This window comes from Streptomyces sp. NPDC096205 (genome assembly GCF_044763135.1).
Classification (GTDB): Bacteria; Actinomycetota; Actinomycetes; order Streptomycetales; family Streptomycetaceae; genus Streptomyces.
In genome coordinates this window covers 219,821-237,880 of the sequence record NZ_JBIWFS010000008.1, presented here as the reverse complement: position 1 = coordinate 237,880, position 18,060 = coordinate 219,821, and the positions used below count along the sequence as shown (strand labels likewise).

Genomic DNA, 18,060 nt, shown 5'->3' with positions numbered 1-18,060 from the left:
GGCCGGTTGACTGGGATGCCTCGCAAGAGGCCGGCCGGGCCGCCGGCTCCCCCTCGTACAGTGCGGCGGCCCGCTTCGCGCCGTCCGCCCGGCTGCCTGCCCGACACTCCGTGGCTCGGCGGACGGCGACGCCGGCCTGTGGGGCTAGCGGTGGTTCGTCGGCTGCGGGTGTGTGGTCGCTTCTCGCGCAGTTCCCCGCGCCCCTGAGGGCATGCACCGGGCGCCCGTTCGGTCGTTCTGTAGGACCAGTAAAGCAATGTCGTCCGTCGTCCAGTCGCCGCTGTGGCTCAGCAAGGCCTTGAGAACCGTCCGCAGGATGACCTGGGGAGAGCCACCTGCCAGCTCCTCCAGCGCTCCCCTCAGGTCGAAGAAGCGGCCCCTGCTGTCGCGGGCGTCCTCCGCGCCGTCCGTGTAGAGGACCAGGGACTGGCCCGGGAGGAGGGCGTCGCAGGTCAGGGCCGGGAGGTCGGCCGGGAGGGGGAAGGGGCCGAGGGGAGGCAGCGGGTCGGCCCCGGACAGGGGCGTCACCGTGGGGCCGGCCAGGCGGTACGGCCATGGGTGGCCGCAGTTGAGGGCGAGGATCTCGCCGTCGCGGTGGATCTCCAGGAGGAGCAGGGTCACGAACTCCTCGGCGACGGGGCTGTCGGCGGGAGCCACGCCGGACGACGGGTGCTCCCAGCGGGCCCGTTCTCGCAGGTGCCGGGCCATGGCGCGGTCGAGGCGGCGCAGCACGCGGCCGAGGTCGGGTTCGTCGTGCGCGGCCTCGCGGAAGCTGCCGAGGAGAGCCGCGACGGTGCCGAGGGCGGCGAGCCCGTGCCCGCGTACGTCGCCCATCACGACCCGGACGCCGTGCTCGGTGCCGACCACCTCGTACAGATCGCCGCCGACACAGGCGGCGCGGTCGGCGGAGAGCTGGGCGGCGGCGGTGTTCAGCCCGTCGACCCGTGGCGGCAGCGGCCGCAGCAGGACGCTCTGCGCGGCCCGGGCGACCCGCCGCACCTGGCGCAGCTCGTGCAGCAGGGTCCGCCGGACGTGGAGTATCAGCCCGGTGCCGACGGCGAAGAACACGGCGCTGGTGAGAATCCGCGCGCCGAGCCCGCCCTGCTGTTCCATCGGGCAGAGGAGCTTGTAGGTGATCGCCACGGCGCCCCACGCCGTGGGCGGTCCCAGCACAAGGGCCCTGCGCAGCGGCCGCCTGATGCGAATCATGTCGATGGCCCCCCATCCAGGCCCTGACAGCACAGATCGACCGGCCCCGAAAGGCCGGTCCGATTCTGTCGAGTCATGGCCGAGGGGGGCCACTACGCCCGGTTTTGTCACCCGTATGAGTGACTTGGGTGCATGTCCCCAGGGGCGCGGGGAACTGCGCGAGAAGCGACCACGGCCTGCAGCCGGACGACTCGCGCAGCCCCACCGCGCTCAGCCGCGCAGGACGGCCCCGGTCCGCTCACCGGCAAGGGCAACAGCCGCGTCCCTGGCCGCAGACGCCTCGTCCACGGTCAGCGTCCGGTCACCGGCCCGGAACCGCAGCGCGTACGCGAGGGACTTGCGCCCGTCACCGAGCTGCTCGGCGTTCTCGTAGACGTCGAACAGCCGGATGCCCTCCAGCAGTTCACCGGCCCCTTCGCGCAGCGCCGCCTCGACCTCGGCCGCCGGCACCGGCTTGTCCACGACGAGCGCGACATCCTGCGTGGCGACCGGGAAGGTGGAGATGCTCGGCGCTTGCGGCACACCGTCGCCGGAGCGCTCCAGGGCGTCCAGGTCCAGCTCCATCGCGCAGGTGCGCGCGGGCAGACCGAACGCCTTCACGGCGCGGGGGTGCAGCTCACCGGCGTGGCCGATGACGACCTCCGCCCCGTCGACGACGACCGCGAACTCGGCGCAGCGGCCGGGGTGCCACGGCCCGTACGCGCCCTTGCGGACGACGAGCTCGGCACCGGCCTCACGGGCGACGGCGCGCCCGGCCTCGATCGCGTCGGCCCAGTCGGCCGGGCGGCCCTTGCTCCACCAGCCGGCCTGCTCGCGGGCGCCCGCGAGGACGACGGCGACATGGCGCGGCTGCTCGGGCAGCACGGCGTTCAGCGCGGCGAGCTCCTCGTCGGTGGGCCGGCGGTCGACGGGCAGATGGCCGGCGACGCCCTGCTCCTCGCGCGGCTGGAACACCAGCCCCGTCTCGAAGAGAGCCAGGTCGTGCGAGCCACGGCCGTCGTTGCGCCGCAGGGCAGCCAGCAGGCCCGGCAGCAGCGACGTACGGAGGGCGGGCTCCTCGTCGTTGAGCGGGTTGACCAGCTTCACGACGCGGCGGGCCGGGTCGTCGGCCTCAAGGCCCAGCTGGTCGAAGACCTGCTCGCTGACGAACGGGTAGTTCGGCGCCTCGACGTAGCCGGCGCCGGCGAGGGCGCGGCCGACGCGGCGGTGCAGCCGCTGGCGGTGGGTGAGGCCACGGCCGGACGGCGGCTTGGGCAGCGTGGAGGGCAGGTTCTCGTAGCCCTCCAGGCGGATGACCTCCTCGGCGAGGTCGTTGACCTCGAGGAGGTCGGGCCGCCAGGACGGGACGGTGACGATCAGCTCGTCCTGACCGTAGACGTCGCAGCCGATCTCCTGGAGGCGGCGGACGACGGTCTCCCGGCCGTAGTGCACGCCCGCGACCTTGTCGGGGTGGTCGGCCGGGACGCTGATGGTGTGCGGCCCGGACGGCGCGACGACCTCGGTGACGCCCGCGTCGGCGGTGCCGCCGGCGAGGAGGACCAGCAGGTCGACGGTGCGCTGGGCGGCGGCCGCGGCGGCGGCCGGGTCGACGCCCCGCTCGAAGCGGCGGGAGGCCTCGGAGGACAGCTTGTGGCGGCGGGCCGTGCGCGCGATGGCGACCGCGTCGAAGTGTGCGGCCTCGATCACGACGTCGGTGGTCGCGTTCTCGGTGTCGTCGTGGTCGGCGATCTCCGTGTTGGCGCCGCCCATGACGCCCGCGAGGCCGATGGGCCCGCGGTCGTCGGTGATGACGAGGTCCTCGGCGTGCAGCTTGCGCTCGACACCGTCGAGGGTGACGATCTCCTCGCCCTCGGCCGCGCGGCGGACGCCGATGGTGCCCTGGACCAGCCCACGGTCGTAGGCGTGCAGCGGCTGGCCGAGCTCCATCATCACGTAGTTGGTGACGTCGACCGCGAGCGAGATCGGGCGCATGCCGACTTTCTGCAGGCGGCGCTGGAGCCAGAGCGGGGAGCGCGCCTCGGGGCTCAGACCGGAGACGGTCCGGGCGGTGAAGCGGTCGCAGCCGGCCGGGTCGGTGACCTGGACGGGGTAGCCGTACGCGTTCGGCGCCGGTACGTCGAGCAGGGCCGGGTCGCTCAGCGGCAGGCCGTAGGCGATGGCGGTCTCGCGGGCGACGCCGCGGATGGACAGACAGTCGCCGCGGTTGGCGGTGACGGCGATGTCCAGCACCTCGTCGACCAGCTCGAGCAGCTCGACGGCGTCGCGGCCGATCTCGGTCTCCGGCGGCAGGACGATGATGCCCTTGGTGCCGTCGTCGCCCATGTTCAGCTCGTCGCTGGAGCAGATCATGCCGCGGGAGACCCGGCCGTACGTCTTGCGCTCGGCGATCTGGAAGTCGCCGGGCAGCACGGCGCCGGGGAGGGCCACGACGACCTTGTCGCCGACCTGGAAGTTGCGGGCGCCGCAGATGATCTCCTGGGGCTCGCCGGTGCCGTTGGCCTGGCCGACGTCGACGGTGCAGAAGCGGATGGGCTTCTTGAACTCCGTCAGCTCCTCGATCGTCAGCACCTGGCCGACGGCCAGGGGGCCCTTGAGGTCGTGGCCGAGCTGTTCGACCGTCTCGACCTCCAGACCGGCCGAAATGAGCTTGGCCTGGACGTCACGGCCGGTCTCGGTGGCCGGCAGGTCGACGTACTCCCGCAGCCAAGAAAGCGGGACCCGCATCAGATCTCCATCCCGAAGGGCCGGGTGAACCGGATGTCACCCTCGACCATGTCTCGCATGTCTTCGACGTTGTGGCGGAACATCAGCATCCGCTCGATGCCGAACCCGAAGGCGAAGCCGCTGTACTTCTCCGGGTCGACACCGCAGGCGGCCAGCACCCGCGGGTTGACCATGCCGCAGCCGCCGAGCTCGATCCAGCCCTCGGAGGAGCAGGTGCGGCAGGGGCGGTCGGGGTTGCCGACGGACTCGCCGCGGCAGACGTAGCACACCATGTCCATCTCGGCGGACGGCTCGGTGAACGGGAAGAAGTTCGGCCGCAGCCGGGTCTTCATGCCCTCGCCGAACAGCGACTGGACCATGTGGTCCAGGGTGCCCTTGAGGTCCGCCATGGTCAGGCCCTCGTCCACGGCGAGCAGCTCGACCTGGTGGAAGACGGGGGTGTGCGTGGCGTCCAGCTCGTCGGTGCGGTACACCCGGCCGGGGCAGATCACGTACACCGGCAGCTCACGGTCGAGCAGGGAGCGGATCTGCACCGGGGAGGTGTGGGTCCGCAGCACCACGCCCGACTCGGTGCCGCCGTCCGGGCCCTGCACGAAGAAGGTGTCCGCCTCGCCGCGGGCCGGGTGGTCCGGGCCGATGTTGAGGGCGTCGAAGTTGAACCACTCGGCCTCGACCTGGGGGCCCTCGGCGACCTCGTAGCCCATGGCCACGAAGATGTCCTCGATGCGCTCCGAGAGCGTGGTGAGCGGGTGGCGGGCGCCGGCCGGGACGCGGTCGTACGGCAGCGTGACGTCGACGTCCTCCTCGACGAGGACGCGTGCGTCGCGCTCGGCCTCCAGCTCCGCCTGGCGGGCGGCGAGGCCCTTGTTCACCGCGCCGCGGGCCTGACCGACCAGCTTTCCGGCGGCGGCCTTGGCGTGCGGGGGCAGGGCGCCGATCTCGCGGTTGGCGAGGGCCAGCGGGGAGGTGCCGCCGGTGTGGGCGACCTTCGCGTCCTGGAGCGCGTCGAGGGAGTCCGCGGCGGCGAAGGCGGCGAGCGCCTCGTCCCGCATGCGCTCGATCTCTTCCGGTTTCAACGCCTCGACCTCTACAGGGTCGTACGACTTATTCGGTGCCGACATCTCTTCCCGTGCTTCCGATTGGCTGGCGGATGGTCCCCGTGACCGGCCGGTGAGCTGGCTCGTCTGGGCCGTGTGCAGGACACAAAGGTGCCAAAGGCCGAGTCTAACGGGGTGAGGGTGTACGGATGCGCCCGTGGGTCACTGGGCGAGATACGCCGGTGCCGCCACGGGCAACGTAAATCGGAACTCGGCGCCGCCGGCGGGGGCGCGGCCGACCGTGATGGTGCCGCCGTGGGCCTCGACGATGCCCTTGACGATGTAGAGGCCGAGCCCGGTGCCGCCGCGCTTGCTGCCCCGCCAGAAGCGGGTGAAGACGCGGTTCATGGACTCCTCCGGGATGCCGGGGCCTTCGTCGCTCACGGTGACCGACGTGGCTGCGTTCTCGTGGCCTTCCCCCTCGCGGGGGGACGGGGCGGGCCTGACGTCGATCGTGACAGTTCCCTCACCGTGCCGCACGGCATTTTCGAGGAGGTTGCCGAGCACCTGGTCGATCTTGTCGGGGTCGGCCCACAGGTCGGGCAGCGGCTGCTCGACGCGCAGCAGGAACCGGTCGGCGGGCTGTCCGGCGGCGACGTACGCCTGGATGTGCCGGCCGACGGCGGCGCCGATGTCGACGGGCTGCCGGCGCACCTCCAGGCGGCCGGAGTCGATCCGGGAGATGTCGAGGAGCTCGGCGATGAGCCGGGTGACGCGGTCGGCGTCGGCGTCGACGGTCTCCAGCATCAGCCGCTTCTGGTCGTCGGTGAACCGCTCCCACTTGGCCAGCAGGGTGGCGGTGAACCCCTTCACGGAGGTGAGCGGCGAGCGCAGCTCATGGGCGACGGTGGCGATCAGCTCGGCGTGGCTGCGCTCGGTGCGGCGCCGGGCCTCGGTGTCGCGCAGACACACGACGACCCGCCGTACGGGTCCGGTGGGCTCGTCGCGCACATAGCGGGCGGAGACCAGCACCTCGCGGGCGCCGGGCAGCAGCAGGTTGCGCTCCGGCTGCCCGATCCGTATGGCGAGCCCGCCGTAGGGGTCGGTCACCTGCCACCAGCGCCGCCCTTCGAGGTCCTCCAGCGGCAGGGCCTTGTCCAGCCGCTGCCCGAGGGCGTCCGCGGCGCAGACGGCGGTGATGCGCTCGGCGGCGGCGTTGAAGCAGATCACCCGCCCCTGCTCGTCCGCGACGACGAGCCCCTCGGGCAGGTCGTCGGGGTCCACCCCGAGCCCGGCAGGGGCGTCCAGGCGCAGCTCGGGCGGGCGGCTCGCGTCTTCCGCCCCCGCTGCGCTGCCCGTGCCGACGCTCATATCCCCGTGTCCCACCTCTCAGACGGCATGGAGGTGCCTCCCCGCTCGACGAGCGCAGCCGAGAGCTTGGGGAGGGCCCCAGGGCAGGTCACCCTACTAGCCTTCGGTGACGGAGCGGCAGCCTGTGGCGGCGCGCTGTGCACGGGCCGAGGCGTAGAGGCATACGGCTGCGGCGGTCGCGAGGTTCAGCGACTCGGCCCGGCCGTGGATCGGCACGCGCACCACGGCGTCGGCGAGGGCGCGGGTCTCCTCCGGCAGGCCCCAGGCCTCGTTGCCGAACACCCAGGCGGTGGGGCCGCCCATGGTGCCCTTGTCCAGCTCCTCGTCGAGGTCGCGGTCCCCGGCCCCGTCGGCGGCGAGGATGCGTACGCCCGCCTCCTGGAGCCCGGCGACAGCCCGCTCGACCGGGACGCCGACGGCGACCGGCAGATGGAACAGGGAGCCCACGGAGGCCCGTACGGCCTTGGGGTTGTACAGGTCGACGGACGCGTCGGTGAGGACGACCGCCTCCGCTCCGGCGGCGTCGGCGCAGCGCAGCACGGTGCCCGCGTTGCCGGGGTCGCGCACGTGCGCCAGCACGGCGACCAGCTTCGGCCGGGCGCGCAGGATGTCCTCGAAGGGCGTGTCGAGGAAGCGGCAGACGCCGACCAGGCCCTGCGGGGTCACGGTGGTGGAGATGTCGGCGATCACCTCCTCGGAGGCGAGGTGGATCCGGGCGCCCGCGTCACGCGCCTCCCCCACGATGTCCGCGTACCGCTCCGCGGCCTCGAGGGTCGCGAACAGCTCCACGAGGTTGTCCCCGTGCGCCGCCGCCTCCCGCACGGCCTGCGGCCCCTCCGCGAGGAACAGCCGCTCCTTCCCCCGGAAGTTCCGCTTGGCGAGCCGCCGTGCGGCGGACACGCGGGGCGAACGGGGGGAGATCAGCTCGGGGCTGGCAGGGGACATACGGTTCACCTTCACCTCTTTCAACAACAACGGACCCGCGGGCGTTGAGCCCGCGGGTCCGTCCAGTCACGTCGGCTCAAGGCCGGCGCGGCGTCACGCAGCCTTGGGAGCGTTGACGTCGCTCGGCAGCGCCTTCTGGGCCACCTCGACCAGCGCGGCGAACGCGCCCGCGTCGTTGACCGCCAGCTCGGCGAGGATCTTGCGGTCGACCTCGACGTTGGCGGCCTTCAGACCCTGGATGAAGCGGTTGTAGGTGATGCCGTTGGCGCGGGCAGCGGCGTTGATGCGCTGGATCCACAGCTGACGGAAGTCGCCCTTGCGCTTCTTGCGGTCGTTGTAGTTGTAGACCAGCGAGTGGGTGACCTGCTCCTTGGCCTTGCGGTACAGCCGCGAACGCTGACCGCGGTAGCCGGAAGCCTGCTCGAGGATCGCCCGGCGCTTCTTGTGGGCGTTGACTGCCCGCTTGACGCGTGCCACTTGTTAACTCCTTGTAGCGGGGCCGTGGTTGGACTCACACGGCCCGGAAACGATTGGGTCCCGGTCTAGAGGGGGATCAGGCGCTGCGCGCCCGGCCTCACTTGCCGAGAAGCTTCTTGATCTTCGCGGCGTCGCCCGGGGCCATCTCGGCGTTGCCGGTGAGGCGACGCGTCACGCGGGACGACTTGTGCTCGAGCAGGTGGCGCTTGCCGGCGCGCTCGCGGAGCACCTTGCCGGAGCCGGTGATCTTGAAGCGCTTGCTGGCACCGCTGTGCGACTTGTTCTTCGGCATAGCGCCGTTCTCTCCTCGTCGGTGGCGCTCCGGTGCCCGGTCGCGAAAACCGGGCACGGTGGAGCGTCGCTCTTGTATCGGTTACGTCCTGGGGACTGACGTCCCCCGGGGTCACGCCTCGGCGGATGCCTCGGACGGAGCCTCGGCCGGGGCCTCGGCCGGGGCCTCGGCGTTCGCGGCGTCGGGGTCCGCGGCGTTCATCGAACGGCCGGGGTTGGCCTTCGCCTCCGCCTTGCGGGCTTCCTGCGCCTGGCGGGCCTCGGCCATCGCCTCGGTCTTCTTCTTGTGCGGACCGAGAACCATGATCATGTTTCGGCCGTCCTGCTTCGGGTTCGACTCGACGAAACCGAGGTCCTGGACGTCCTCCGCGAGACGCTGCAGCAGTCGGTAGCCCAGCTCGGGCCGGGACTGCTCGCGACCACGGAACATGATCGTGATCTTGACCTTGTCGCCCTGCTTGAGGAACCGGACGACGTGACCCTTCTTGGTGTCATAGTCGTGCGGGTCGATCTTCGGCCGGAGCTTCATCTCCTTGATGACCGTGTGCGCCTGGTTCTTGCGCGCCTCACGGGCCTTCATGGCCGACTCGTACTTGAACTTCCCGTAGTCCATGAGCTTGCACACGGGCGGACGGGCGTTCGCCGCGACCTCGACCAGGTCCAGGTCGTACTCCTGCGCAAGCTCCAGTGCCTTGGCCAGCGGGACGATGCCCACCTGCTCGCCACTGGGACCGACAAGTCGCACCTCGGGAACGCGAATCCGGTCGTTGATGCGGGGCTCGGCGCTGATGGATCCTCCTCGGTTAGCACCACACGGCGGTCTGGCGGACAGCCGCGTATGTCTTCTTTCGTAAGACCTAACCGCGCCGAAGCACAAAAAATGCCCCGGACGATCACAGGCGGGGCTCCAAACACAACCGGAGCACCGCCGCGATGATCGCGGGGCGCGCTTTCGGGCGACTCCATCGTCCGTACGGAACGATGGTGGCCGCCTGACCGGGTGACCCGCCGTCCCGGAGGACGGTCAGGTGGGAGATCGGAGCCTCCACTTGTGGGCTGCACACGTCAGTGTCCAGCCGGTCGTTACACAAGGTTAGCAGCAACCCGGGGGCGGTGCGAACCGGGCTCGGCCGGGGCCTATCGTGAGAGGCATGAGTGAGACCTCCCCAGACACGCCCGCCTACGACGACATGACCCGCGACATCGCGGAGGTGCCGGCCGTCGAGGTGATCGTGACGGTCGCCGTCAACCTGATGAGCGCCGCCGCGGTGAAGCTCGGCCTCACCGAGGAGGGCGACAAGTACAAGGACCTGGACGAGGCCCGCAAGCTGGTCACCGCCCTCGCCGGCCTGCTCGACGCGAGCACGACCGAGATCAGCTCCTTCCACGCCGCCCCGCTGCGCGACGGCCTGAAGTCGCTCCAGCTCGCCTTCCGCGAGGCGTCCCTGGTCCCGGACGAGCCGGGCCAGGGCCCGGGCGAGAAGTACACCGGCCCGGTGTACGGCTAGATCACGCGCGTACGAAGAGGGGCTCGCCGGGTGGCGTGGCCTCGGCCGGCAGCACTGCCAGGTCGAGACCACGCACCAGGCGGGCCCTCAGTGTTTCGTCGGCGGCGAGACGCCGAGCCACCGCGCGGGCGGTGTCGGCGGGGGCCGCGGCCGGGTCGAGGACCAGGGCGAGGGTGCCGTCGGCCTGCCCGGGGCCGAGGTGGGCGCGCAGCACGGCCGGTTCGCCCGCGACGGCGGCGCGTACGGCCTCCACGACCGCCGGATCGGTCAGCGGGTCGGCGCTGGTGCGTCCCTCCGCGAGGGCCAGCAGCAGCGGCCGGGTCAGCTCGAACGGCACCGGCCCCGCCAGGTCCAGCACCACCGTGTCGGCCTTCTCGTGCGCGGCCGCCTGCAGCGCCTGGTGCAGCGGTACGGCGACGGGGCGGGCCTCGGGGTCCCAGCGGGTCAGCGACTCGGTCGAGGTGAAAGCGGGCAGCGCGGTGCGGGAGCCGGCCTTCAGGGTGGGGACGGCCATGTCGCTGGTCTTCTCGCGGCGCAGGCCGTTCTCGTCCTCCTCGACCTCGCCGAGCACGGCGACGACGGGCACGAGGAGCCTGGCGCCCTTGAGGGCCTCCAGCACGGGGGCGACGGCCGTGCGGTCCTCGGCCCAGGTCGCGAGGGCCGCGCTCAGCCGGGGGTCGGCCGAGCCGTCGTCGTCGCGGAAGCCGGGGTCGGGGATGTTCTTGTTCACGTGTCCGACCCTATCGGGGGCAGGAGCCTGCTGAAGCCCGCCTGCCAGGCGTGGAGGGTGAGCGTGGCCCCGCCGAGGTACTCGGCCTTCTCGCGGAGCGCGTCCACGACAGCCGGGTCCGGGCTGCCGTAGACGTCCATGGAGCGCATGCGGACGAGTGCGCCGAACGCCCGGAACCTCGGTCCGCCGACGCGCAGGTGGAGGTCCAGCGACGCCGAGTCGGGGTGGACGGCCAGCACGCTCATGGTGGACTCGGTCTCGTCGACGAAGAGGTGGTAGGCGATCAGCCGCGGCTCGCGCGCCCGGACGAAGCCGGCCAGCTCGCGCATCCCGTCGCGGACCTCGGCGAGCCTGCCGTCGAGGATGTCCGAGCGGTCGAGGTAGAAGAGGGGTTCCGCCATGGCGACGGAAGGTAGCGCCGCCCCTCCCGCGGCGGGCGGAGCGACGCGCGGGTCAGTGGGTTTCCCTGCGGCCCCGCCACAGGACCACGGCCATCACCAGCAGGACTCCGCCCACGCTGCCCGCCAAGGGGCCCGCCCAGTCCGCGGGGCCGTCGTCGGGCTCGGGGTCGTCGGGGCCGTCGCCGAAGTACTTCTCGCCGTACGCCGTCGAGCGCAGGCCCCCCGCCTTCAGGTGGTCGGCGGCCCTGATGGCGGCGGCCGGGTCGATGAAGCCGTAGCCGCGGGAGTCGTCGCGGCCGCTGTCCGGGGCGTTGCGGGCGGTGTCCTCCAGGAGCTTCTTGATCTGGGCCGGGGTGAGGCCGGGGTGGGCCGACCTGACCAGCGCGACGGCTCCGGAGACGAAGGCGGCGGCGGCGCTGGTGCCCCAGCCCTGGTAGTACTTCCGGTCGGGGTCGGCGATGACGACGTCGACGCCGGGGGCGCTGACCGTGGCGTACCAGCGGCGGGTGGAGAAGGACGCGCGCGTGCCGAACTTGTCGACGGCCGTGGCGGCGATGACGCCCGGGTAGGCGGCCGGGTAGGAGATGTGGTCGCCCTTCTCGCCGCCGTTGCCCGCGGAGGCGACGACGACCGCGCCCTTGCCGAGCGCGTACTGGACGGCCTCGTCCTCGGCGGGCTCGGGGTGGGCGGACTTGGAGTCGTCGCCGAGGGAGAGGTTGATGACGTCGGCGCCGTGGTCGGCGGCCCAGCGGATGCCGTCGGCGAGGGCGTTGCCGCGGGTCTTGCGGGCCTTGCCGCGGGCGGGGTCGCCGTCCTCCAGGATCACCCGGACCGGGAGGATCTTGGCGCCGGGGGCGACGCCCAGGACGCCGTCGCCGCCGCCGGGGCCGTGTCCGTGGCCCGCGATGATGCCGGCCATCGCGGTGCCGTGCCGGGCCCAGGCGCGGTCGCCCTTGCCTGCGCCGAAGCCGACCATGTCCTTGGCCTCGAGGATGCTGCCGACGAGGTCGGGGTGGCTCGCGTCGACGCCGGTGTCCAGGACGGCGACGGTGACGCCCTCGCCCTTGGTGGTCTGCCAGACCTCGTCGGTGTGCAGGGCTTCGAGGGCCCACTGCTGGGCGCGTATGGCGTCGGCGTGCGCGACGGTGGGCGGCACGAGGGCGAGCGAGGCGGCGAGGAGGCTGCCGAGGAGCGCGGTCCTGGCGGTCGTACGGCGGGTCATGACGGCTGCTCCGTGGCCGTGGCGGCGTGTCTGCGCAGGGCGCGCTCGATGCGGTCGGCGAGGCCCTGGGCCTCGTGGCCGAGGCCGGCCTGCGCGGGGTCGGCGGTGGCGTCGGCGCGGGTGGCGTCGGCGGCGGGCTGGGGCTCGTCGACCGTGCGGGCGTCGGCCCAGCCGGAGACGGCGTAGACGACGACGGGGGCGTCGGTGAGCACCGAGACGGTCCAGGAGGCGCGCTGTCGCGGGCCGAAGTCCTCGGCGAGGGTGCCCTTCGCCGCGTAGGGGCGGGGCATCAGGTCGGCGCGCTCGGCCAGGCCCTCGCTGTCGAACTGCCGGTCCAGGGAGCGCATGGCCGGCGGGTCGGCCTTGGTGAACAGCAGGCCGACGGTGGTGACGTGGCTGCGGGTGGCGTCGGTGTAGGTGGCGCGCAGCAGGCGTTCGCAGCCGACCGGGGCGAGGGCCTTGCGCAGCAGCGGGTCGAAGGCGTCGGCGCAGCCGGTGTCCGGGGCGACGGCGATCCGGGTCCAGGTGCGGTCGGCTCCGCCGGGGCCTGCGCCGGTGCCCTGCACGGTGGGCGGGAAGAGCTGGTCGACCGGCACGTTGTGCCACAGCTCGCCTGCGGCGGTGAAGGCGCTGCGTTCGCGTTCCTCGGCGGACTCGCCGACGAGCCAACTCCCCGTCACCGCGCCGCCGATGAGTCCGACTCCGAGGACGACACAGGCGGCCGCCGCGGCGGTGCGCGCCCGGCTGCGACGGGCCCGGGCCCGCTCCTCGTACGACTCCGGCATCTCCGGCTGTCCGAAGGACACGACGGGCCGTCCGACGGGGTCGCCCCAGGCGAAGGGCGCGTCGGGGTCGGGGCCGGGGTCGTGGGGGTGTGCGGTGGGGGTCATCGGTGGCGGGAGGTCGGGGGCCTGGCGCGGCTGCGCCGCATCGGCGGCAGCCGGTTCGGCCGGGACGGGGCGCAGACGGGTGGTGGTCTCCTCGGGCGTCTCCCCCGGGCTGCCATGACCCGGCGGAGGCACGTCGGGGAAGCGGGCCGAGGCGGGGGGCGGGGGCGGGGCGACCCGCGTCCGCCCGGCCGATATGCCCCCCAGACTGGGAAACCGCGCCGACCGCGACCCCTCGGCGACGCGTTCCGCGGCAGGCGCCGCCATGGCACCCTCACGGCTCTGGCGGTGCCCGGCGGAGGCATCCCCGGCCGGGGCACCCGGCGCCGTCCAGCCGCGGTTCGCGGCGGGGACACCGGATTCCGCGCGGGCGCGGTTCACCGGGGGGCGGCCGGGGGGCGGGGCGCTGCCGCGGTCCGCGACGGAGGATGCGGGGGCCGCCCCGCCCTGGCGGGGGCCGCCGAAGACGCCGTCCCCGGTTCGGTCCATGGGCGGGGCGGGGGGCGTCGCCGTGCTGCGGTCCGCGGCAGAGGGTGCGGGAACCGCCGTGCCCAGCCGGGGGCCGCCGGAGGTGGTGTCCGCGGGCGGGGCCGACGGTGTCGGGTGTGGGTGTTCGCGTTCGCCACGGGTGGGGGGTGTGGGTGGAGCGGGGGGTTCCGGGGGTGGGGGCGGGGTGGTGGGTTTCGGAGGGGCCGTGGGACGTGGGGGAACCGGGGCGCGCTGCGCTTCGGTGCTCATGCACCCCCCGTTCCCTCGTGCCGTGCCGGCGTTTCCTCGTGCGTACCGGTGCCCGTACGTGCGCGTCACTCTACGGCTTGCCGGGGCCCGAGGGGGAACCGGTCCACGAGCCGGAGGCATCTGCCCGGATCGTCCCCCTACCCTGCGGTAATCCTGTCTGGCAGGCTGCGTTCATGACTGCGCGCGCCGCCGACCGGGCCCGTTACGACCGGGCCACCGCCCACCTCGACGCCCCCGTCGCGATCGTGGATCTGGAGGCCTTCGACGCCAACGCGGACGACCTCGTCCGCCGCGCGGCCGGCAAGCCGATCCGGGTCGCCAGCAAGTCCGTGCGCTGCCGGGCCCTCCTGGAACGGGTCCTGGCCAGGGACGGCTTCGCGGGGATCATGTCGTACACGCTCGCCGAGTCGCTGTGGCTGGCCCGCTCCGGGTTCGACGACGTGCTGCTGGCCTACCCGTCGGCCGACCGGGCCGGTTTCGCCGAGCTGGCCGCCGACCCGAAGCTGGCGGCCGCGGTGACCGTCATGGTCGACGATCCGGCGCAGCTCGACCTGATCGACGCGGCGCGCGGCGACGGACGCGAAGTCGTGCGGGTCTGCCTGGAGTTGGACACCTCGCTGCGCCTGCTCGGCGGGCGCGTGCGCGTCGGCGCGCTGCGCTCCCCGTGCCACTCCCCCGCCCAACTCGCCGACCTGGCCCGCGCGGTGACCCGGCGCCCCGGTTTCGAGGTCGTCGGGATCATGGCGTACGAGGGTCATGTCGCGGGCGTCGGCGACGCGGTGGCCGGCCGGCCGCTGAGGTCGCGGGCGATCCGGCTGATGCAGGCCACCGCGCGCCGCGAGCTGGCCGAGCGGCGGGCCGCCGCGGTGCGGGCGGTGCGCGCGGTGGTGCCGGGTCTGGAGTTCGTCAACGGCGGCGGCACCGGCAGTGTGCAGCACACCGCCGCGGAGGAAGCAGTCACCGAGATCGCGGCCGGGTCGGGCCTGTACGTGCCGCGGCTGTTCGACAACTACACGTCCTTCAGCGGGCGTCCGGCCGCCCTGTTCGCCCAGCCGGTCGTGCGCCGGCCGGGGGTGGGGGTCGTGACGGTCCTCGGGGGCGGCTACCCGGCCTCTGGTGCGGCGGGGCCGGACCGGCTCCCCGTGCCGTATCTGCCGGAGGGGCTGCGCTACGACCCTCAGGAGGGGCCGGGCGAGGTGCAGACGCCGCTGCTGGGCTCACCGGCCGACGATCTGCTGATCGGCGACAAGGTGTGGTTCCGGCACGCGAAGGCGGGCGAGCTGTGCGAGCGGTTCGAGACGCTGCACCTGGTGGAGGGCGACCGGGTGACGGCGACCGTGCCGACGTACCGGGGTGAGGGGCGCACCTTCCTCTAGCGCGTCTGAGTCGGTGGGCCGACAGCGCCTCTCAGTCGGATAGCGCGTCTCAGTCGGTGGGGCCCACGCTCGTGCCCACGCCCCCGCCCGTGTCCGCGTCGCCGACGGGCCGGATGCCGTCGGTGATCAGGTCCATGTCGCCGAGGGGCGGGCCGTCGTCGCCGGCGTCGAAGGCGAAGCGGACGACGACCGGGGAGCCGATGCCGACGGTGGAGGGGAAGGCCAGCGACTGCACGTATCCGCCGGGCCCCTCGGCCGTCTGTACGCGCCAGCGGACGTAGTACCCGGCGCGGCCGGCCACCGCGACCGGCCCGGCCGCGATCTGCCGGTGCGAGGTGATGCCGCCGAACGGCCGCTGGTCCAGCCGGTTGCGGCCGTAGACCTCCTCGGCGGCGTCGGCTATGTCGGCCTTGGCGAGGGCCTCGGGGGTCTCGCCGTCCGAGGGGACCGTGCGTGAGCGGACCTGGCCGTGCCAGCACCTGCCCCAGTCGCCGGGGCAGTCGTAGGTGCCGCCGTCCGTCGTCATGACGACCGAGTGGTCGGTGACGTACTCCGGCAGGACCCAGCCCTCGGGCAGCGGGAAGGTGATGCCGTTGAGCTCGTCCACGACGACGGACGGGTCCTCCTCCTCGACCGGGTCGGGCTCCTCGGTCGTCGGAGAGGGCGGAGCGGCCGTGTAGTACGTGGTCGGTGAGGGGTCTGCCGGGGTGGCGTCGCCGTCGCTGCCGCTGCCGCCGCTGAGCACGATCGCGCCGGTGGTGATCGCGGCGACCAGGACCGCCCCGGCCACGGTCAGCGCGACCGCCTTGGCGCGCCCCGAGCCACCGCCGGCGGGCACGGGGACGGACACCGGCGGCCCCGCCGTCTCGGGGGCGCGCCGGTGCTCGGTCCAGGCCGTGCCGTCCCACCAGCGCTCCAGATGCGGGGCGTGCGGGTCGGGGTACCAGCCGGGCGGTGGTGTCATGCTCACAGCGGCACTCTAGGCGCAGACCTAGAGGGGCGTGACGTACGCCCCGGAGATACCGCCGTCGACCAGGAAGTCGGTGGCGTTGACGAAGGAGGAGTCGTCGCTGGCCAGGAAGGCGACCGCGGCGGCGATCTCCTCGGCCTCGGCGAACCGGCCGAGCGGGATGTGCACCAGGCGGCGCGCGGCCCGCTCGGGGTCCTTGGCGAACAGTTCCTGCAGGAGGGGCGTGTTGACCGGGCCGGGGCACAGGGCGTTCACGCGGATGCCTTCGCGGGCGAACTGCACGCCCAGTTCGCGGGACATGGCGAGCACGCCGCCCTTGGAGGCGGTGTAGGAGATCTGCGAGGTGGCCGCGCCCATCCGCGCGACGAAGGACGCCGTGTTGATGATGGAGCCCTTGCCCTGGCGCCGCATATAGGGCAGCGCGGCCTTGCAGCACAGGTAGACGGAGGTGAGGTTGACCTCCTGGACGCGCTTCCAGGCCTCCAGGCCGGTCTCCAGGATGGAGTCGTCGTCGGGCGGGGAGATGCCGGCGTTGTTGAAGGCGATGTCGACGCTGCCGTAGGTGTCGTACGCCGCCTTGAACAGCGCCTCGACCTGCTCGGGGTCGGTGACGTCGACCTTCACGAACAGCCCGCCGACCTCCTCGGCGGCCGCCTTGCCGCGGGCCTCGTCGACGTCGCCGCAGACGACGTGGGCGCCCTCGGAGGCGAGGCGGCGGGCGGTGGCGAGTCCGATGCCGCTGCCGGCTCCGGTGATGACGGCGGTACGGCCGACCAGGCGGCGGCAAACAGGGGTGTCGGTCACTGTGCGGGGCCCTCCGTGCTGATGAAGACGTTCTTGGTCTCGGTGAAGGCGGTCAGGGCGTCCGGGCCCAGCTCGCGTCCGACGCCGGACTGCTTGAAGCCGCCGAACGGGGTCCAGTAGCGGACGCTGGAGTGGGAGTTGACGGACAGGTTGCCGGCCCGGACGGCGCCGGCGACCCGCAGGGCGCGGCCGATGTCCCGGGTCCACAAAGATCCGGAGAGGCCGTACGGGGTGTCGTTGGCGAGGCGGATCGCGTCCTCCTCGTCGGTGAACGGCAGCAGGACGGCGACGGGGCCGAAGATCTCCTCGCGGGCGGCCCGGGAGTCGGGGCGCTCGCCGGTGAGCACGGTCGGCGGGAACCAGAACCCGGGCCCGTCGGGCGCGCTGCCGCGCAGACCGGGAGCGTCGTCGGGCACGAACGACCGTACGCGGTCGAGCTGTTGCCGGGAGATCAGCGGGCCCATCTGCGTCTTCTCGTCGGCCGGATCGCCTACGACGACGGCGGCGAGGGCATCGGCGAGCAGCTCACGCACCTCGTCGTGGACGGACTCCTGGACGAGGATGCGGGTGCGGGCGCAGCAGTCCTGGCCGGAGTTGTCGAGGAAGGAGAAGGGGTCGACGGCGGCCTTCAGGTCGGCGTCGGCGAAGACGATGTTGGGGCTCTTGCCGCCGAGTTCGAGCGTGACGCGCTTGAGCTGGGCCGCGCCCTTCGCCCACACCTGTTTGCCCACGGCCGTCGACCCCGTGAAGACGATCTTCGCGACGCCGGGGTGCTCGACGAGGGCGCTGCCCGCAACGGGTCCGTGGCCGGGCAGCACCTGGAACAGGCCCTCCGGCAGTCCGGCGTCCAGGGCCAGTTCGGCAAGGCGCAGGGCGGTCAGCGGGGTCGTCTCGGCGGGTTTGAGGAGCACCGCGTTGCCGGCCGCCAGGGCGGGGGCGGTCCCCCAGGCGGCGATCGGCATCGGGAAGTTCCAGGGCGCGATGACGCCCACCACGCCGAGCGGTTCGAGGATCGTCACGTCCAGGCCGCCCGCGACCGGGATCTGCCGGCCCGTCAGCCGCTCCACTCCCCCGGCCGCGTACTCCAGCAGGTCACGGACGTTGCCCGCCTCCCAGCGGGCATTGCCGAGGGTGTGCCCGGCCTCCCGGACCTCCAACCGGGCCAGTTCCTCGATGTGTTCGTCGACGACCGCAGCGAACCGGCGCAGCAGCCGGGCCCGGTCGCGGGGGGCGAGCGCGGCCCACGCCGACTGTGCGCGCGTGGCCCGTACGACGGCCCGGTCCACGTCGGCCGCGTCGGCGGCGGGCAGGGTCGCGAGGACCTCTTCGGTGGCCGGGTTCAGTACCTGGAGCTGCTCGGACAAGTCGGT

At 73.2% G+C, this 18,060-nt stretch carries 16 protein-coding genes and 1 pseudogene; 2 read left to right on the top strand and 15 right to left on the bottom strand.

From position 1 onward, the window contains the following. Positions 1-144: 144 nt before the first annotated feature. The 8 genes and pseudogenes from ACIQ6Y_RS28400 to infC all read right to left on the bottom strand — a co-directional run bounded on the left by ACIQ6Y_RS28400 (position 145) and on the right by infC (position 8,869). The gene (locus ACIQ6Y_RS28400) at positions 145-1,209 is read right to left on the bottom strand and encodes a PP2C family protein-serine/threonine phosphatase (protein ID WP_404042950.1); all 1,065 of its coding nucleotides are present in this window, start codon (positions 1,207-1,209) and stop codon (positions 145-147) included. A gap of 210 nt (positions 1,210-1,419) precedes the next feature. Next, complete coding sequence (pheT, locus tag ACIQ6Y_RS28395; RefSeq protein ID WP_404042948.1) at positions 1,420-3,933, bottom strand: phenylalanine--tRNA ligase subunit beta; 2,514 nt, start codon at positions 3,931-3,933, stop codon at positions 1,420-1,422. After that, positions 3,933-5,054, bottom strand: a complete 1,122-nt coding sequence (gene pheS / locus ACIQ6Y_RS28390) for a phenylalanine--tRNA ligase subunit alpha (RefSeq protein WP_404042946.1) — start codon at positions 5,052-5,054, stop codon at positions 3,933-3,935. Before pheS ends, pheT begins: the two co-directional genes overlap by 1 nt. A 138-nt stretch (positions 5,055-5,192) precedes the next feature. Then, positions 5,193-6,341, bottom strand: coding sequence for an ATP-binding protein (locus ACIQ6Y_RS28385; protein WP_404042944.1), 1,149 nt, complete (start codon positions 6,339-6,341; stop codon positions 5,193-5,195). A 96-nt stretch (positions 6,342-6,437) separates the two neighbouring features. Continuing rightward, complete coding sequence (locus ACIQ6Y_RS28380; protein ID WP_404042942.1) at positions 6,438-7,286, bottom strand: TrmH family RNA methyltransferase; 849 nt, start codon at positions 7,284-7,286, stop codon at positions 6,438-6,440. A gap of 93 nt (positions 7,287-7,379) precedes the next feature. Continuing rightward, positions 7,380-7,763, bottom strand: coding sequence for a 50S ribosomal protein L20 (gene rplT / locus ACIQ6Y_RS28375; protein WP_004002577.1), 384 nt, complete (start codon positions 7,761-7,763; stop codon positions 7,380-7,382). Positions 7,764-7,860: 97 nt separating this feature from the next. Next, entirely contained in the window at positions 7,861-8,055 is a 195-nt protein-coding gene (gene rpmI, locus ACIQ6Y_RS28370; RefSeq protein WP_003977225.1) for a 50S ribosomal protein L35, read from the bottom strand. Between the two features lie 111 nt (positions 8,056-8,166). Beyond that, positions 8,167-8,869 (bottom strand): annotated as a pseudogene (infC, locus tag ACIQ6Y_RS28365) (translation initiation factor IF-3). A gap of 336 nt (positions 8,870-9,205) precedes the next feature. Between infC and ACIQ6Y_RS28360 the strand changes: the two are divergent. Next, on the top strand, positions 9,206-9,562 hold the full coding sequence (locus tag ACIQ6Y_RS28360) for a DUF1844 domain-containing protein (protein ID WP_404042940.1): 357 nt from the start codon (positions 9,206-9,208) through the stop codon (positions 9,560-9,562). A gap of 1 nt (position 9,563) precedes the next feature. Here the strand turns inward: ACIQ6Y_RS28360 and ACIQ6Y_RS28355 are convergent, their stop codons facing one another. From ACIQ6Y_RS28355 to ACIQ6Y_RS28340, 4 genes are read right to left on the bottom strand one after another with little or no spacing between them, the layout of a single operon-like run. Next, complete coding sequence (locus ACIQ6Y_RS28355) at positions 9,564-10,292, bottom strand: SseB family protein (protein ID WP_404042938.1); 729 nt, start codon at positions 10,290-10,292, stop codon at positions 9,564-9,566. Further along, positions 10,289-10,693, bottom strand: a complete 405-nt coding sequence (locus ACIQ6Y_RS28350) for a hypothetical protein (RefSeq protein ID WP_404042936.1) — start codon at positions 10,691-10,693, stop codon at positions 10,289-10,291. Before ACIQ6Y_RS28350 ends, ACIQ6Y_RS28355 begins: the two co-directional genes overlap by 4 nt. 52 nt (positions 10,694-10,745) lie before the next feature. Continuing rightward, complete coding sequence (gene mycP / locus ACIQ6Y_RS28345; protein ID WP_404042934.1) at positions 10,746-11,915, bottom strand: type VII secretion-associated serine protease mycosin; 1,170 nt, start codon at positions 11,913-11,915, stop codon at positions 10,746-10,748. Further along, the gene (locus ACIQ6Y_RS28340; protein ID WP_404042932.1) at positions 11,912-13,291 is read right to left on the bottom strand and encodes a hypothetical protein; all 1,380 of its coding nucleotides are present in this window, start codon (positions 13,289-13,291) and stop codon (positions 11,912-11,914) included. Before ACIQ6Y_RS28340 ends, mycP begins: the two co-directional genes overlap by 4 nt. A gap of 422 nt (positions 13,292-13,713) precedes the next feature. On the opposite strand from ACIQ6Y_RS28340, the gene ACIQ6Y_RS28335 reads away from it, so the two are divergent. Next, complete coding sequence (locus ACIQ6Y_RS28335) at positions 13,714-14,916, top strand: amino acid deaminase/aldolase (RefSeq protein ID WP_404042930.1); 1,203 nt, start codon at positions 13,714-13,716, stop codon at positions 14,914-14,916. A 49-nt stretch (positions 14,917-14,965) separates the two neighbouring features. On the opposite strand, the gene ACIQ6Y_RS28330 is transcribed toward ACIQ6Y_RS28335, so the two are convergent. Genes ACIQ6Y_RS28330 through ACIQ6Y_RS28320 form a run of 3 tightly spaced genes read right to left on the bottom strand, consistent with a single transcriptional unit; the run spans position 14,966 to position 18,054 of the window. Then, positions 14,966-15,880 carry a DUF2510 domain-containing protein gene (locus tag ACIQ6Y_RS28330; protein ID WP_404043374.1) on the bottom strand — a complete coding sequence of 305 codons (915 nt, stop codon included), beginning with the start codon at positions 15,878-15,880 and terminating at the stop codon, positions 14,966-14,968. A 27-nt stretch (positions 15,881-15,907) separates the two neighbouring features. Beyond that, positions 15,908-16,690: a 3-oxoacyl-ACP reductase gene (locus tag ACIQ6Y_RS28325; protein WP_404042928.1), complete on the bottom strand. Its 783-nt coding sequence runs from the start codon at positions 16,688-16,690 to the stop codon at positions 15,908-15,910. Then, positions 16,687-18,054, bottom strand: a complete 1,368-nt coding sequence (locus tag ACIQ6Y_RS28320; RefSeq protein WP_404042926.1) for an aldehyde dehydrogenase family protein — start codon at positions 18,052-18,054, stop codon at positions 16,687-16,689. The genes ACIQ6Y_RS28325 and ACIQ6Y_RS28320 overlap by 4 nt, the downstream gene beginning before the upstream one ends. Positions 18,055-18,060: the final 6 nt, after the last annotated feature.